The sequence below is a fragment of the Microcoleus sp. Pol10D4 genome (assembly GCF_036701555.1).
Lineage (GTDB): Bacteria > Cyanobacteriota > Cyanobacteriia > Cyanobacteriales > Microcoleaceae > Microcoleus.
The window spans coordinates 88,028-103,549 of sequence record NZ_JAUBRA010000009.1 but is presented as its reverse complement, the minus strand read 5'-3'; the positions used below and the strand labels follow the sequence as shown (position 1 = coordinate 103,549).

Sequence of the window (15,522 nt, the reverse complement as noted above, 5' to 3'; positions counted from 1 at the left end):
TGTTTCTTTTAGCGATTTTAGACTTGAGATTTTAGATTCTAGACTTTGGATTCAATCCAAAATCCAAAATCTAAAATCTAAAATCATTAGTTCCCTTTGTTCTTAGCGATAATGGCTTCAGCCACGTTTCGCGGCACTTCTTCATAATGGCTGAATTCCATTGTGAAGATGCCTCGACCTTGGGTTTTCGAGCGGATGTCGGTGGCGTAACCAAACATTTCTGCTAGTGGAACTTTTACAGAAACTTTGGCTATACCCTGATCCGTCTCTTGACCTTCGATCTGACCCCGACGCGAGTTGAGGTCTCCGATGACGTTCCCGATGTAATCTTCGGGAACTTCAACCTCTACTTTCATCATAGGCTCTAGCAGCACTGGCGACGCCTTCATCACGGCTTCTTTGATCGCCATTGAACCGGCGATCTTAAATGCCATTTCTGAGGAGTCTACGTCGTGGAAAGACCCGTCTACCATAGTAGCTTTGAGGTCAATCACGGGATATCCTGCTACAATACCTGATTCGCACGCTTCTTTCATCCCTTGTTCTGCTGGGCCGATGTACTCTTTGGGTACAGTGCCACCAACAATTTTGGAGACAAATTCAAAGCCGCTTCCGACTTCGGTGGGTTCTAGTTCGATCACGACGTGACCATACTGACCTTTACCGCCGCTTTGGCGGATAAATTTACCTTCGGCGCGGACGGCTTTGCGAATGGTTTCGCGGTAGGCTACTTGTGGCTGACCCACGTTCGCTTCTACTTTGAATTCCCGCAGCATCCTGTCTACCAGGATTTCCAGGTGCAGTTCGCCCATACCGGCGATGACTGTCTGGTTTGTCTCTGGGTCAACGTTGACTCGGAAGGTGGGGTCTTCTTCCGAGAGCGACTGGAGGGCTTTGGAGAGCTTCTCCATGTCTTGTTTGGTTTTGGGTTCGACAGCCACGGAGATGACTGGCTCTGGAATAAACAGAGATTCCAGAATCACTGGCGCTCCTTCTTCGCAGAGGGTGTCCCCGGTGAAGGTGTCTTTCAAACCCAAGGCTGCTCCCAAGTCTCCTGCGCGCAGTTCCTCCACTTCTATCCGATCGTCCGCTTTGAGGACAATTAAGCGAGAAACCCGCTCTTTTTTGTCTTTGGTGGAGTTCAGGACGTAGGTACCTTTTTTGAGGATACCGGAGTAGACGCGAACAAAGGTCAGGCGGCCGTAGGGGTCAGCCATGATTTTGAATGCCAGGGCTGACAGCGGCGCGCTGTCGTCTGCAAACCGCTCTGCTGTGTCGCCGTTGGGCAGGAGTCCTTGAATTGGAGGAACTTCCAAGGGCGAGGGCAGATAGTCGATGACTGCATCCAACAACAACTGAACGCCTTTGTTTTTGAATGCCGAACCGCACAACATGGGGACGATCGTACCTTCGACAGTGCCGTGACGCAGGGCCAAGCGGATTTCGTCTTCCGTTAACTCTTCGCCTTCGAGGTATTTCTCCGTGAGGGCGTCGCTGGTTTCTGCTACGGACTCGATCAGCTTGGTGCGGTATTCTACAGCGAGATCTTTTACTTCATCGGGGATTTCTACTTCCTCGATGTCGGTTCCCGTGTCGTTGTTGTAGATATAGGCTTTCATTTGCACTAAGTCTACAATTCCCCGGAAGTTTTCTTCACTGCCGATCGGGATTTGGATGGGTACGGCGTTCGCTCTCATTCGATCGCGAATTTGGCCGTAGACTTTGTAGAAGTTTGCGCCCATCCGATCCATTTTATTGACGAACACGATCCTCGGTACTTTATACCGATCGGCCTGTCGCCAAACTGTTTCGGATTGTGGCTGTACTCCCCCTACCGAGCAGAACACTGCGATCACTCCGTCGAGCACTCGCATCGAGCGTTCGACTTCGATCGTGAAGTCTACGTGTCCGGGAGTGTCGATGATGTTGATTTTGTAATCTTTCCAACTGGTGGTGATAGCAGCGGCAGTAATCGTAATTCCCCGCTCCCGCTCTTGCTCCATCCAGTCAGTGACTGCTGTTCCCTCGTGCACTTCACCCATTTTGTGAACCATGCCTGAATAGAACAGAATTCTTTCAGTTGTTGTTGTTTTGCCCGCATCTATGTGGGCTGCGATGCCGATGTTGCGAGTTTTTTCTAGCGGGACGGTACGTGCCACAGCTACCTCCTTAATCTTGTGTTGCTGTTATAATACTATAATACTACACAGTAACCCTATTTTGCACTCCCCAGCAACTTACAAAAGTCTCTGGAGCTTATTGTTACATTTTAATATTTTTTGCAAGATTTGTTTACAAAAATATTAAGGATGCGACATGGAGGATTCAGAGAGTGCGTGAATTTTGAGTGCGTGAATTTTGATTTTGAGAGTTTTGAGTTTGCTTCACGAATCGCAACTGCGCCAAGAGAAGCAATCTCAACACTCAAAACTTACACTTTCCAATTTCTCACCCGATGCTTTTATACCGCACGATCGCGCTCTTCTCCATGCCCTATGTTGGAGTTAGTAGCGGTAGTGAGCAAAAGCCTTGTTAGCTTCAGCCATGCGGTGAGTTTCTTCGCGCTTGCGAATAGCACTCCCTGTTTCATTAGCTGCATCCATCAGTTCGTTGGCTAGCTTGGCTGCCATCGAGCGGCCGGTGCGGGCGCGGGCAAATCTGATCAGCCAGCGGAGGGCGAGGGTGGTACCGCGATCGGAACGTACTTCCATCGGCACTTGGTAGGTGGCGCCACCTACCCGGCGGGCTTTGACTTCGACCAGGGGTGTCGCGTTTTTGACTGCTTTTTCAAACAAGTCTAACGGTTCAGCCCCTGTGCGTTCTTGGATGGTTTTGAGGGCGTCGTAGACGATGCTGGAGGCAACGGATTTTTTGCCGTGCTGCATGATCCGTCTCACCATCATGCTTACCAACCGGCTGTTGTAGGTTGGATCTGGTGGAACTGGACGTTTTTGAATAACTGTGCGGCGAGACATAGTTCTATTTGGGATTTTTGATTTTGAATGATTGAGTTTGGGGTTTTGGGATCACATTTGGATATATGACGATCGAGCGTGCAATTAATTGATCGGCGCGATCGAATTTATTTTTGCTTCCCAACCCCGACGATCGGGCGAGTTCCGTGTTATTTTTTCTCTTTAGGACGCTTGGCCCCGTATTTGGAACGACCCTGCTTGCGGTCTTTCACCCCAGCGGTGTCTAATGTACCCCGAATGATGTGGTATCTAACTCCGGGCAAATCTTTTACCCGACCGCCCCGGATCATTACTACCGAGTGTTCTTGCAAGTTGTGACCGATCCCTGGGATGTAGGCGGTGACTTCAAAACCAGAGGTCAGCCGTACCCGAGCCACCTTCCGCAGCGCCGAGTTAGGTTTTTTCGGGGTGGTCGTGTACACTCTGGTGCAAACTCCCCGGCGCTGGGGGCAACTCTTGAGAGCTGGCGATTTGGTTTTTTTCTGCGTTTGTTCCCGTGCTGAACGGATGAGTTGCTGAATAGTGGGCATGAGTTACGGCATTTCTAGCTTTTTGCTGAATATAGTGATTTGGCTGTATCCGCACTGAAAGTCCCTTCCCCTCTCGGGGGACGGGATGAATGAAAATAATTATGGGTAAGTGAGGATACCAGACTCTGTATTGTACACGACGCGTGTTTCTTTGGCAAGAAATTTGCGTGATCCGCGCTCAAACTTCCTTTCTTCCTTGCTGCAAGTTAGGAGGGGGCGAGCGCAACGGGAGAATGGTATGTGACATCCTATAATTTGAGGCGCAACTATGATGAATTTCACAGCCGTCAGCAAAATTTATGACGATCGCAATATCGAGCTTTTTCGATCAAATTACCATTGTGAGGAGAAGTGCATTAACTCCAGCCTGCGATCGCATCACAGTCTATAGCCGATCTACATCACATAAAGTTGTCTAAAATTGCCGGATAATAAGAAATATACATTGAGTTGACTGCAGATGACAACCAAAGCTTATATTCCTGAATATAAAATTTCCGAACTTTACTTGAACATTTGGAAATCCAGTAAGATCGATCGGACTGTGTTCCAGCAAATTCAATACGCAATTAATTCTCACAGTTTAAAAAGTTCAGAGGAGCGAAAAATTGTCAGCAGGCTGCTGTATGCAGTACGGCGGGGATGGGTGTCAGTGATGGACTGAGTTACTTGGGAGTTTTGAGTCAGGGCGCGAGATGGCTTCGTGACACCGCGGGCGTAGCTGCGTCAATGAGTTTTGAGATTGCCACCCACGGAGCACAGTACACACGGGGTGCATGAGTTGTGAACTAAAATCTCATCCATAAAATTAGAGGACTCCCCAATAGATGCACCGCTCTTAAAAGGAAATATTAAGGTAAAAGGACAGGGTATGTTTAATTCTACAGAACTGCTGATCGAGGCTTTCATCGAACAACTTCAGAACGGGTACAGCCGCACTTACGGAGGCTACAAATCAGACTATGCTGACATTATTGCCTGGGTAGGGGCAATGGCCTTAGAAAACATCGCCAACAGCGACGCTCTTTATCACAATGTAGAACACGCCATTTGCATTAGCTTAGTCGGTCAAGAAATCTTGCGGGGAAAACACATTCGCAAGGGCGGAGTTTCCTGCGAAGATTGGCTGCACTTCATCATTTCTTTGCTGTGCCAAGACATCGGATATGTCAAAGGAGTTTGCCGGCAAGACCAAGAATCAGAAGGATTGTATGCTACGGGAAAAGATGGCATGAGAATTGCACTTGCTCCCGGTGCAACAGCGGCCAGCCTAGCTCCTTACCGAGTTGACAGAGCTAAATTGTTCATTGACGAGCGCTTCGGCAACCACAAGCTAATTAATGCTGAGATAATTAAGCAGAACATAGAACAGACTCGTTTCTCGGTGCTTGACGGCAACACTGACGAGGATGCAGTTAATTACTCTAGTTTAGTTCGCGGTGCTGACTTGATAGGTCAGCTCAGCAACCCGCAATATTTGCAGAAAATTGGCGCGCTGTTTTACGAGTTGGAAGAAAGCGGTGCAACTAAACTTTTGGGCTATCGACATCCGGGCGACTTGCTGCAAAGCTACTCTAAGTTTTACTGGAGCGGCATTTATCCTCACATCAGTGAATCTCTCGGTTACTTGCAGTTGACGCAGGAAGGTAAACAGATCGTTGCTAGTTTGTACGCTAACATATTTCGGATGGAACACCAACGTTGCGATTCTGAGGTTGCTTAATTGCAAAAGTGAATTCAGCAGTCAGCAGTCAGTTGTCAGTTGTCATTGGTTATTTGTAGGTGCTAATAACTAACAGCTCATAACGAATAAAAAAGCACAAATCACCTATTACGATTAATTACCAATTACCGAATTGTATTCCATCCAAATCAACTAATTTTCTCATCAATTTCAGAATGATATCTGGGACACAACCAATTGCTGGGTACCAAAGAAGGCCATCCCTCCCGTAGCGCTTCCAAACAAACAGCTCGCACAGTTAATTGACAGTCAAGCAGTTCTACCCCAGCTTTTTCAACTTGCTTTTTGCCAATTTTAAAAATCGATTCATCGCTAAATTCAAAGGTTTTGTGACACTGAATGCAAACCAGATGGTGGTGGTAGTGCAATTCGGGAAAATTCAGTTCGTAATGTTTGTGTCCTTCTGCTAATTCTAGTTCACGCAAAATTCCTATCCTTGCTAATAAATGCAGCGTTCGGTAGACAGTAGACAAGCCAATTCGTTCTCCTTTATTCTGCAAAGTCTTGTATAATTCTTCCGCACTTAAATGATTACCCTGCGGTAAATTTTGAAAGACACTCAAAATAGTTTCCCGCTGGGGAGTCAGGCGGCAGCCTCTTTGGTTGAGTTCGACTTTGAGTGAGTTAGCACTGTATAAATTCATGTCGGAAAAAATAAAAAAGTTGAACGATGATTGCCATGGATTATCTATTATTTATTCGTGCTATTTTTTAGATGCTCCTAAAGTATATTTTCCGTGATAATCCATATAAATCTAGACTCCCCCTTTAGTCCAGGGTAATCTGCTAGCCACCTATCCCCCTTGCTAAAAGTGGAACTAAAAAAGTTGTTTTCGTTATTTCTGCGGAATTTTTGTGAAGTTTAGAGCAATGTTGCTGATAAGCATTGGCAAAGCCAGTCTTAGGTTCAAAGTTAGTGCAACCCATCGCCTCTTCAGTACCAGCAACGCACGGGTATACTGTAAATGTGAGGCGGTAGTCGTTAGTAACAAAATCGCAATAACAAGGAATTGGATATAAGCGCTTGATTTGATGCACTCCTTCTGGCAATGTTACGGACAGACTCCACAAAAATAATCAAAGTGGCAATACATAAATATTAGAAAAAGACAGTCATAAACCACCCAAATACATAGCTTTAGCCACCAACAAGAAGGTAGCGACACCCAGCAAAACTAGGCGGATGCCCAAGATGGTGGTCGTTTTGTCTGCGTCTTCCCATGTGTAGTCAAAGAAAGAAGTTCTTGCTTCGAGGGTTGCTGGCCCTTTGAGCGAGTGAAAGATACCGCCGAAGCCGAGAAAGGCTGAGCTGATTAGGTGAATCGCCCTAACGGCGAAGTACGGGTCAGTATTGACAATTTTGCCTCCCGCACCCCTGCCCAAGCCGAGCCTGGCTAGGTTTGGCAACAGGATTAAGCCTTGTTTGTACATGGGCAATTCTGGATTAAAGCGGGAAAGCTCCAATAGGGTATAGGCTCCCGCCCAGAAGACGATGAGGCCGGCGTGGGCGACGTGGGTACTGAGCAAACGGCCGGAAAGGTTGATTAAGCAGGCGTTGCCGACCCACCTGGGAAATGATTTTCCTTCGGCTGGGAAGGATTTTGCCATGCTGGTCACGGCGATTTACCTCTTGAGAAAGATGTCAGGGGAGTTTTCAGCGATTGCAGGTTATTGATATAGATAATCAACAATTTTAGTAGTTTCGTCAAGGGGTATTTGAGAAAAACTTTCACTGATTTGAGTTCAGGTATGTAAATCAGTAGGAAAAAACATCGTTAGATCACGATTATGACTGTTTTTGGGGCTTGAGCGGAATTGGGCTTCTCGTTAGCAAAAATAGCAGCTAAAGGAATACCTCTAAATTTATTGATAAATAATATTATTAGTAGTATTATGGTTAGAGTATTGTTTAAGTAGCTATCCAATCTTCTCGGAAAAGACAAGGTGAAAAAAGAAATCCGGTACTTTCCTACGGGCAAGCTTCTCTAAAAGTAGGGTTAGAGGGGGTGCGGGATTGCTTTTTTCCGAATCAAGAGAGTTAATGCCTACTTGTTGACATATTCATCTCAAACTCCAAACAACCAAGCCTGAGAGCAAATGCTCTCAGGCTTTTCCAGCAGAGGAATTTTTAACTGCTTGTTGTATCTGGCGCGCTAGCTCAAGCAGAGGATTTGGTTTCTTCAGCTACTTGTTCGTTGTTAGGTAACTCCAGGCAATAACCAGCCCCGTATACGGTTTTGATGTACCGAGGGTGGCGGGGATCTGGTTCCATCTTGGTTCTCAGGTGTCTGATGTGTACACGAATAGTTTCGATGTCGTCGTCGGGGTCGTAACCCCACACTTCTTTGAGAATTTCGCTGGGAGAGACTGTCTGACCGTGGCGCTGAAGCAAGCAGTGCAGCAACTCAAACTCTAGGTGGGTCAGTTTGACTGTCTGAGTGTACCAAACAGCTTCAAACCTTTCGGGGACAAGGGTTAGCGGGCCGTAATTCAGAATTTCGGAGTGTTTGGCAGCTTGGGGGATGCGGTCTGTGCGCCTTAGTAGAGCTCGCACTCGGGCTAGCATCTCTTCTAGTTCAAAGGGTTTGGTCAGGTAGTCGTCGGCGCCGGAGTTGAAGCCTTCTACTTTGTCTTGAGTTTGACTTAAGGCTGTCAACATCAAGACGGGAATGTCTGAGGTGCGCTCGTCACGCCGCAAACGCTGACATACGGTGAATCCGTCTACTCTAGGCAGCATCAGGTCTAGCATGATCAGGTCGGGGAGCAGTTGTATGGCTAGTGCCTGACCTTTGATGCCGTCTTCTGCCTGGGTGACTTCATAGCCAGCCATTTCTAGGTTGACGGCTACGAGTTCGGCGATCGCCGCGTCATCATCAATAACAAGTATCCGGGGCATCATTATTTATCTCACCGCTAACCGAATGGGGAAGGCTATAGCCTTCTGGGGGTTCCAGGTAACTTTAACAAGCAATTTTTTAATTTTAAGCTTCATTTAAGAATTATAAGGTTGATTAAGACCTTTTTGAGCTATGTAAAAATTGTTGTATTAATTATAAGCGCCTTCAGTCAGTATCAGAAAGACTGTTCGCCAGAAATCTGGCCTGGAGTAGGTTTTTTGTTTGCGGGCGCGACTTCTGTGGCGACGAGTGATGATGGGATTTGAGATTTTAGAGCCACCCTGCGTTTGTTTGCTCGTAGTGGGTCATCGCCAAAGGTGTCGATCGGCATCTTTGCGGGCCTGACATTGCCAATTCTGCTCTCTGCAAGTTACATATTTTCGACGATCGCCCACTCTACGACTTGTGATTTATAAAGTTGGTGAGGTTGAGAAAAATTTTGTTTTTTTTGAGGGTTAGCCCTTGCTTTTTTTAGCTCTTGACTGTATTATTAAATAATACAAATCTAACTATTTATTTTAAAAAAATTTACTATTCCCATTATTAAATAATATCATACAAATGTCAAAGATTCCATCCCAAACCCCTAAAATTTTGGGCCGATTTTGGAAAATAAGGCAATTTTTTTGGTACCTCAGAAGCAGTGAAAGCAGTGAAATAAGCTGTAACAATAGCCGACAGCACTACTGAGAAAGAGTTGATTTTTGAGCTGGCTGAGTATTTTTGCTGGGAACAGTCGCCTTAGAGCCTAATTTTTGGAAATAAAGACCGCCGACGGTGGCTAAGAATATTGTGTAAGCGGCTGCTTGGACGAGATAAAGTCGATCTCTGTATCCAAAGAGTGCTTTAAGAAGCACTCCGGGAAATTGTCGATCGGGCAAAATTTCCGCTGCATTCCACACCATAGGCCCTAAAATACAAGAGTGGAGTGGTGCGAGGCGATCGTAATAAACACAAATCCCTGCATACTGGCTATTCATCTGCGACAAAATCCCAGCAGCTTGGTCAAAATGTTTGAGTGCAGATATTGTCAAACCTGCCACGATTAACAGCAACAAAATCCCCATAAACTTGAAAAACAGCCGGATATCAATTTTGACACCCCACTTGAACAGTAGCGCGCCAATGATTGCCGCCCCAGTCAAACCACCCAAAGCTCCCAAAGCGGGACTCAAACCTTGTTGAAATTGAGCGCTGACAAATATAACTGTTTCAAAACCTTCGCGCAGTACCGCAATAAAAATTAAACCAAATACGCCCCAGCCGGCATTGCTATTTTCTGTTAAAGCTGCTGTAACTGATCCTTCAACTTCAGCTTTGAGAAAGCGAGCTTGCTGAGTCATCCAAATTAGCATCCAGCTTAGCATTGCGATCGCCCCAATGCCCAACACGCCCTCTAATAGCTGTTTAATTACTGGTGCATAAGGCTGCTCAGATGTTGATAGGGCTGCGAGCAATCCATTAAATAAAACACCCACAAAACCGCTAGCAGCAATGCCGGCTGCGACACCTGCATAAACCCAAGAATTGAGCTGACTTTGCTCTGCTTTTTTGAGGCAAGCGAGTACAATCCCGACGACTAAGGCGGCTTCTACCCCTTCGCGCAGGGTAATTACAAAAGTTGGTATGGCTTCACTAAAATTCATTTTTTATAATCATGAGGCATGGGCATGGAGCCTTGGTTATTGGTGATTGGAAATAACCAATAGCCAATAACCAATAACTAATGATTAAATCAACTATAATCCCGCAGCATTTTTTTCAATTCTACTTGGTGTAATTCTTCTTGTCCAATCAGATTGCGGGCATATTCTTCCAAATAAACGCTGGAGTCAGTCACCACTTCAAGTAAAGATTTATACTTTTTGAGCGCTTTTTTCTCGTGATTTAAACTTTCTTCCAACAAGTCTTTCACCGAGTGTTTGTAGGTTTCTTCGATGGGAGCAATTTTTTGACTAGGATGCCCCTCTAAACCAGTGAGAATTTCTCCTGCTTGTTGGGCGTGGAGTAGGGATTCCGTTGCTTGTGCTTTAAAAAACTGCACAATGGGAATCCGGTTTGGCCCAGTCACCATTAGTGCATAGTGTGTATAGCGTACGACACCTGCTAGTTCCCATTCCATGATGGTGCATAGCAGTTCCTGAGTTTTTTTGTCGTCAAGTTCTTTCATTTGTGGTTTTAGATGTAGAATGCCTTAGAGGGCGCTGTTTATAATATCACATTTAAGTTAAAAATGAAAAGTAAGGTGTGGATGACGCACCTTACCGGAGAGATGTTGTATGTGAGCTACGGGTTAACTTCTAAGGTTCCCGTAGGAGCAAACACTACAGTAAACTTAGCGACTGGTGCTGCACTGTTACTGCTGCTATTTTCGGAAGATTTCAGCAGATTTGGCAAAGGAGTTTCTTGGGTGTAATCCTTGGCTGGTTGATTGAGTGGCTCGAAATTGCCGATCGCCCCATCTTGACTTGTACTGACTCGATAGACTAGATTTTGATTGAACGTAGGGCTAGTTTGCCAACTTTGATCAATGCGATCGTAGACTTTTAGAGCTAGCTCATCTAGTTTTACGCGATCTGTAATTTCTGCTGTCTGATTTGTTCTATCCACCGCCTGAACTTCCTGCTGGTCTGCTGATACAGGTACAGCTTGGACAGTCTTATCTGTAGGGCTACTTGCAATAGCCGTTTCAGTAGACGTATTAGTGAAAGGTACAACCTTTGGAGACTTGTCAGGCAGCTTTTTTTGGCTGTCAACCGCTAAATAGGAATTATTTGCAGCCGGAAGCGCACTGCTACTGGCAATAGCTGGTTGGGCCAGCCCCTTAGCAACAGCATTAGCAACAGCATTAGCGGGATTTTGCCCCTCGATTGTGAAAGACTTGACGTGAAAGCCGCGAAACTTTTCTTTTTGGCTAACGCGCCACATTGCGATGGGAAAAGTCATAAAGAAAAGAGTTAAAACTCCGACGCTAACCCAAACTATTTTGTGCATCTCCCTGGCTGGGATCGGCTTATTTTTTGCGTCCATTATCAAACCTCACATTACTTAAGTTAACGGCAAATAGGGAAAGAGAGGATGCCAGCACATAGCTGTGGCAGCAACCAACAAAGCAAACATCCAGAAAAATATGGTGCGGCTTTTAATGTTCTTATTCTTCCACAGAGTATGGAGAATTGCCCAACTGATCAGCCAACCCACAAGCAACATAGTTTCTTTGCCTGTATAACTGCCGATATTTCCCCACAATTCGCTATCTGTCTTGCTTCCGGGAATCCAAGTACCGAGATTCCAAACAATTTTTTCTGTGGCTTTCGATGTGTCTGACAAGTGGTGAGTCACCATCATTGTAAAACAACCAATTGCTGCACTAATTACTGCGGCTGCTGCCGGCCCGGAAACACTAGGTGCTGTTTCCGATCCTTCAGCTAAACCGCTGGGAAAGTGTTTTAATTTAGTCCAAAATTTCCCGTAAACTGTTTTATTACCCGCATAATTCTGGCGGGATAATTGTCTAGTCATTTCAAAAATCTCCTAAGTTTGGGAATCGGTAATTAGCCAGCGCCACTACTTTCAAATAACTATTAACCACTGACTATAGAGCGTGAATTTTAGCAACACCAAGTCCGCTCACCATGCCGCCCATTGCGAAAAACATGATTGCCATCAAAGCCACGCAGGTAGCGGTTAAAACTGGGCGATTTTGCTTTTCTAAAATCGAGTTGCCGTAGTTCCACAAAATCCACGCACAAGCTACTGTTAAAGGCAATGTAAACAGCACGCTAAATTCGTGATATTCCATCAAAACGTACTGCGCTAGAGGAGAGTTTTCTTTCAGCGCTGCTCTAGCTCCGCCGAAATCTATGCCTGCTCGATACCGCATATAAGCCCAATTGCCAGTAGCAATGGCTAAAAAACTCAAAAGAGTTGACCAAAAGGCTAATGTACGCATTTGTGGCAAGATTTTAGGGACACCTCTCAACAAGGGAAAAGCCAAATGTCCTGTATAAACCATTACCACTAATGCCAACATTGCGCCCATGCCGTGAATGGTTCCCATCCACCGCTGCCAAGGGCTTGGATGTAGTAGGTTAACTAAAGGTAAAAACAGAAATAAACCAGCGGATAAAAAGCTAAGTCCGTAGACAGAAACTTGAGCGATATCTAACTGTTTGGGAAATTCAGATGGAACTAAATCGGTAGTTGAGTCTTGGGTTGAGTGCTGCACCACTGGCAAACATCCTGTAGGTTGTGCGGAAAATTACTTGAGAATAAGTGCATTAGTATTTTGAGTTTCTTGATAATGCAGCTCGTGGGGTCGTTGATCGCACATTGGCGCGATCGACAACCGCAAACATACTGCTAACTATATAAATTAGCAATAATTTAGACTTTTTAGTTTCTCTAACACGCAATACTTGGGCTGTGACTAGCTATCTGCTAATTTCACTGCTGCGCTCGTCAAAAACTTAATGCTATTTATTCTCAAGAGTTGAGAATAAAACCAATGAGAGATTTTCAGTATATTCTTTATATTTTTTTAATATTCTTGCTTGAGCTTGACGGTGAATACAATTTGGCAGTTGAATTTGTAAACAAACATTGATAATTCTTATCAAAAAGCTTGAATGTGGGGGGGGTCGGTAAAATATCCGAATAATTCTTCAGGATTATTTAATGTTACATTTCTCATCCTCAAAACTCTGGCTGGGAAGCCCGAATCTATATCGAGTAAGCGATCGCCCGCCGCAAATCCCCCGATCGCTCGAACCCATTAATGCCCCCAGAGGGGGTTTTAAATTTTTGTAAAAAATAGTTGACTAAAGAGTTGGAACTTCTCTCGTTTGGGATAGATAGATGCACATACCTGATGGTTTCCTTTCACCGCCAGTAGCCATTGCCACCGGCATAGCAAGCGCAGCAGTAATTGCAGTTGCCCTAAATAAAACCCGCGCCAGTCTTGGACTTCGACAAGCCCCAATCATGGGCTTAACTACAGCTTTCGTGTTTGCAGCCCAGATGATCAACTTTCCCGTAGCTGGCGGCACCAGCGGTCACTTGTTGGGAGGGGCGCTCGCATCCGTCGTTTTGGGGAGTCCTTGGGCGGCAACTTTAGCGATGAGCACAGTTTTTATAATTCAGAGCGTCTTGTTTGCCGACGGGGGCATCACCGCCTTGGGAGCCAATATTTTTAACATGGGGCTAGTTGGCATTTGGGTTGGCTGGTGGCTGTTGCAGCCATTGCAGCAACTTTTGGGAGGTTCCAGAAATCGTTTGCCCCTAGCTGCAGGTATCGCCGCTGGCCTCAGCGTCGTGGCTGCTTCAATTTCTGTGGCGATCCAATTGGCAATTTCTGGAACAGTAGCGCTCAATATCGCATTGCCAGCAATGGTAGGGGTACATATTTTAATTGGGATTGGCGAAGGGGTAATTACAGGTGGCGTTTTAACTTATCTAGTCAAAGTGCGGCCGGATTTACTGCCGGGAGAACAGCCACAATTGCAGAAATGGGTAGTGCCAGTAATCGGAGTTTTATTAATTTCGGGGGTGCTTTCGCTGTTTGCTTCAAGTTGGCCTGACGGGTTAGAAGCGGTAGCCGAAAAACACGGCTTTAAAGATAAAGAAGCTGTGGCGATCGAAAACCCTACTCCTTTAGCAGATTACACAGTTAAAGGATTAGAAGAACAGCCTATTGGTACTAGCATTGCTGGACTTTTAGGCTCTGCATTCAGCTTCGGTGCGGCGTTTGGCATTGCTCAGTTGGTGGTAAAACCTAAAGATGTCTAAACTCTCCATACCTTTTCGATTGCGGCTGTCTTTGACAATTGTCATCGGCATTGGTTTTATGAAGACTGGTGCTTGGCTGTGGCTGGGAATTTATGGGGCGATCGCACTTTTTTTGTCGTTTTGGCTCAGGGCTCCGGTGCGAACCCTAGCGCAACTGTTGGGAGCAGAATTGCTTTTTCTCTCCTTATTAGTGCTGCCCCAAGGTTGGGAACGCGCCAGTTTTCTGTTGCTGCGTTCCCTAATTTGCCTGCTAATTATGAACAGTTTCCTGCTAACTTTGCCACCGCACAGTTTCGGAATCGCTCTCAAAGGATTACCCCTACCAGCAGGTTTGCAAGAGATTGTACTTTTAACAGGACAATACTTAGAAATCCTGCTGGCAGAAGTCAACCGCATGAAAATATCTGCCCAACTCCGGGGCTTGTCCGGCACCGGAGGATGGCTGCGTTACGCCAGCGCTTCCATGATCGGAGCGCTTTATTTACGAAGTCTCGATCGGGCAGAAAGAGTACACGCAGCCATGCTAATTCGCGGCTATCAAGGAGCTTTACCTGCTGACTCAAAATCAACACCAAAAGAGCGACTCTGGCTGACAGTAGCAATTTTAATGGCAGCCGGATTAACAATAGCTTCTTATGGTAAGTGGTAATTTAGAAGGGGCAATTGGTAATTGGTAACTGATTCATTCATGCTTCTACCTTTTGCCTTCTCCCTTCCCCTCTCTGCGGTCTCTGTGTTCTCTGCGGTTAAATACTCTTAATCCTAAAATCGAGGCAAATAAAAATTGACTAAACTCAAATCCGTGCCAACAATTGAAGTAGAAAATTTAGTATTCGGATATCCCCAACAAAAACCAATATTACGGGAAATTTCTTTTACTTTGCAACCGGGAGAAAGAGTAGCTCTACTCGGTCTGACAGGGGCTGGTAAAAGCACTTTGCTCGAAAACTTGATCGGATTAAAAATGCCTCAATCGGGCGAGATTAGAGTGCAGGGAAAAAAGTTGGAAGAGGCGACTTTATCGCAGGCGCGCAGGCAGATTGGATTTTGCTTTCAAGATGCTAATGACCAGCTATTTATGCCGACTATTTTAGAGGATGTCATGTTCGGGCCGCGCAATTACGGAGTGCCGCCGGGAGTTGCGCGCGATCGAGCTTTAGCGCTATTAGACGAATTTGGTTTAGTAGAATTTGCCAACCGTTCTGCCCATGAACTTTCGGGAGGTCAAAGAAGGTTAGCAGCCTTGGCAGCAATTTTAGCATTAGAGCCGGCAATTTTAATCTTAGATGAGCCGACTAACGGACTCGATCCCTCGTGGCGGCGTCACTTGGCGTCAGTTTTGTCACAATTGCCGATCGAGGTAATTTTGATCGCGTCCCACAATTTGAATTGGATCGGGAAAACGACTCAAAGGGCGTTAGTTTTGGCGGATGGTGAGATTAAAATTGACCGAAAAACCCAAGATTTGCTGGCAGATAAATCAACTCTAGAATATTACAATTTGCCGCCAGATTGGTAATAAATTATTGGTCATTAGTCATCACAGAAAGCAGTCATAACAAACCACAAGCTATCGTAACGATTGGGTG

The 15,522-nt window shown here is 45.6% G+C and carries 18 protein-coding genes; 6 read left to right on the top strand and 12 right to left on the bottom strand.

Annotated features, from left to right (window positions below):
* Window positions 1–86: 86 nt before the first annotated feature.
* The 3 genes from fusA to rpsL form a co-directional block, all read right to left on the bottom strand.
* Complete coding sequence (fusA, locus tag QUA36_RS07585) at window positions 87–2,159, bottom strand: elongation factor G (protein ID WP_333157999.1); 2,073 nt, start codon at window positions 2,157–2,159, stop codon at window positions 87–89.
* A gap of 345 nt (window positions 2,160–2,504) precedes the next feature.
* On the bottom strand, window positions 2,505–2,975 hold the full coding sequence (rpsG, locus tag QUA36_RS07580) for a 30S ribosomal protein S7 (RefSeq protein WP_006632196.1): 471 nt from the start codon (window positions 2,973–2,975) through the stop codon (window positions 2,505–2,507).
* A 149-nt stretch (window positions 2,976–3,124) separates the two neighbouring features.
* Complete coding sequence (rpsL, locus tag QUA36_RS07575; RefSeq protein WP_006632197.1) at window positions 3,125–3,505, bottom strand: 30S ribosomal protein S12; 381 nt, start codon at window positions 3,503–3,505, stop codon at window positions 3,125–3,127.
* A gap of 268 nt (window positions 3,506–3,773) precedes the next feature.
* On the opposite strand from rpsL, the gene QUA36_RS07570 reads away from it, so the two are divergent.
* The 3 genes from QUA36_RS07570 to QUA36_RS07560 all read left to right on the top strand — a co-directional run bounded on the left by QUA36_RS07570 (window position 3,774) and on the right by QUA36_RS07560 (window position 5,228).
* Window positions 3,774–3,896, top strand: coding sequence for a hypothetical protein (locus tag QUA36_RS07570; protein WP_333158000.1), 123 nt, complete (start codon window positions 3,774–3,776; stop codon window positions 3,894–3,896).
* A gap of 69 nt (window positions 3,897–3,965) precedes the next feature.
* A complete protein-coding gene (locus QUA36_RS07565; RefSeq protein WP_333456513.1) occupies window positions 3,966–4,169 on the top strand; it encodes a hypothetical protein in 204 nt (67 codons plus the stop codon).
* Between the two features lie 207 nt (window positions 4,170–4,376).
* The gene (locus QUA36_RS07560) at window positions 4,377–5,228 is read left to right on the top strand and encodes an Npun_R2479 family HD domain-containing metalloprotein (protein WP_333044556.1); all 852 of its coding nucleotides are present in this window, start codon (window positions 4,377–4,379) and stop codon (window positions 5,226–5,228) included.
* Between the two features lie 149 nt (window positions 5,229–5,377).
* Here QUA36_RS07560 and QUA36_RS07555 read toward each other — a convergent pair whose 3' ends face one another.
* From QUA36_RS07555 to QUA36_RS07515, 9 genes are all read right to left on the bottom strand, one after another.
* Window positions 5,378–5,893, bottom strand: a complete 516-nt coding sequence (locus QUA36_RS07555) for a transcriptional repressor (protein WP_333158002.1) — start codon at window positions 5,891–5,893, stop codon at window positions 5,378–5,380.
* Between the two features lie 142 nt (window positions 5,894–6,035).
* Entirely contained in the window at window positions 6,036–6,320 is a 285-nt protein-coding gene (locus tag QUA36_RS07550; protein ID WP_333456511.1) for a hypothetical protein, read from the bottom strand.
* A gap of 42 nt (window positions 6,321–6,362) precedes the next feature.
* Window positions 6,363–6,857, bottom strand: a complete 495-nt coding sequence (locus tag QUA36_RS07545) for a hypothetical protein (RefSeq protein ID WP_445301424.1) — start codon at window positions 6,855–6,857, stop codon at window positions 6,363–6,365.
* A 550-nt stretch (window positions 6,858–7,407) separates the two neighbouring features.
* Complete coding sequence (locus tag QUA36_RS07540) at window positions 7,408–8,145, bottom strand: response regulator transcription factor (protein ID WP_333456555.1); 738 nt, start codon at window positions 8,143–8,145, stop codon at window positions 7,408–7,410.
* Window positions 8,146–8,829: 684 nt separating this feature from the next.
* Window positions 8,830–9,792 (bottom strand): FTR1 family protein, encoded by a 963-nt coding sequence (locus tag QUA36_RS07535; protein ID WP_333456509.1) that lies wholly within the window; start codon window positions 9,790–9,792, stop codon window positions 8,830–8,832.
* A gap of 89 nt (window positions 9,793–9,881) precedes the next feature.
* Window positions 9,882–10,316, bottom strand: coding sequence for a ferritin-like domain-containing protein (locus tag QUA36_RS07530; protein WP_333456507.1), 435 nt, complete (start codon window positions 10,314–10,316; stop codon window positions 9,882–9,884).
* 116 nt (window positions 10,317–10,432) lie between these two features.
* Window positions 10,433–11,176 (bottom strand): hypothetical protein, encoded by a 744-nt coding sequence (locus QUA36_RS07525; protein ID WP_333456505.1) that lies wholly within the window; start codon window positions 11,174–11,176, stop codon window positions 10,433–10,435.
* An 18-nt stretch (window positions 11,177–11,194) separates the two neighbouring features.
* Entirely contained in the window at window positions 11,195–11,668 is a 474-nt protein-coding gene (locus QUA36_RS07520) for a hypothetical protein (RefSeq protein ID WP_333456503.1), read from the bottom strand.
* Between the two features lie 73 nt (window positions 11,669–11,741).
* The gene (locus QUA36_RS07515) at window positions 11,742–12,377 is read right to left on the bottom strand and encodes a hypothetical protein (protein ID WP_333070590.1); all 636 of its coding nucleotides are present in this window, start codon (window positions 12,375–12,377) and stop codon (window positions 11,742–11,744) included.
* Between the two features lie 626 nt (window positions 12,378–13,003).
* Here QUA36_RS07515 and QUA36_RS07510 point away from each other — a divergent pair.
* From QUA36_RS07510 to QUA36_RS07500, 3 genes are all read left to right on the top strand, one after another.
* A complete protein-coding gene (locus QUA36_RS07510; RefSeq protein ID WP_333454675.1) occupies window positions 13,004–13,933 on the top strand; it encodes an energy-coupling factor ABC transporter permease in 930 nt (309 codons plus the stop codon).
* Window positions 13,926–14,582, top strand: a complete 657-nt coding sequence (locus tag QUA36_RS07505) for an energy-coupling factor transporter transmembrane protein EcfT (RefSeq protein ID WP_333454676.1) — start codon at window positions 13,926–13,928, stop codon at window positions 14,580–14,582. The genes QUA36_RS07510 and QUA36_RS07505 overlap by 8 nt, the downstream gene beginning before the upstream one ends.
* 135 nt (window positions 14,583–14,717) lie before the next feature.
* Complete coding sequence (locus tag QUA36_RS07500) at window positions 14,718–15,452, top strand: ABC transporter ATP-binding protein (protein WP_333456501.1); 735 nt, start codon at window positions 14,718–14,720, stop codon at window positions 15,450–15,452.
* Window positions 15,453–15,522 lie beyond the last annotated feature (70 nt).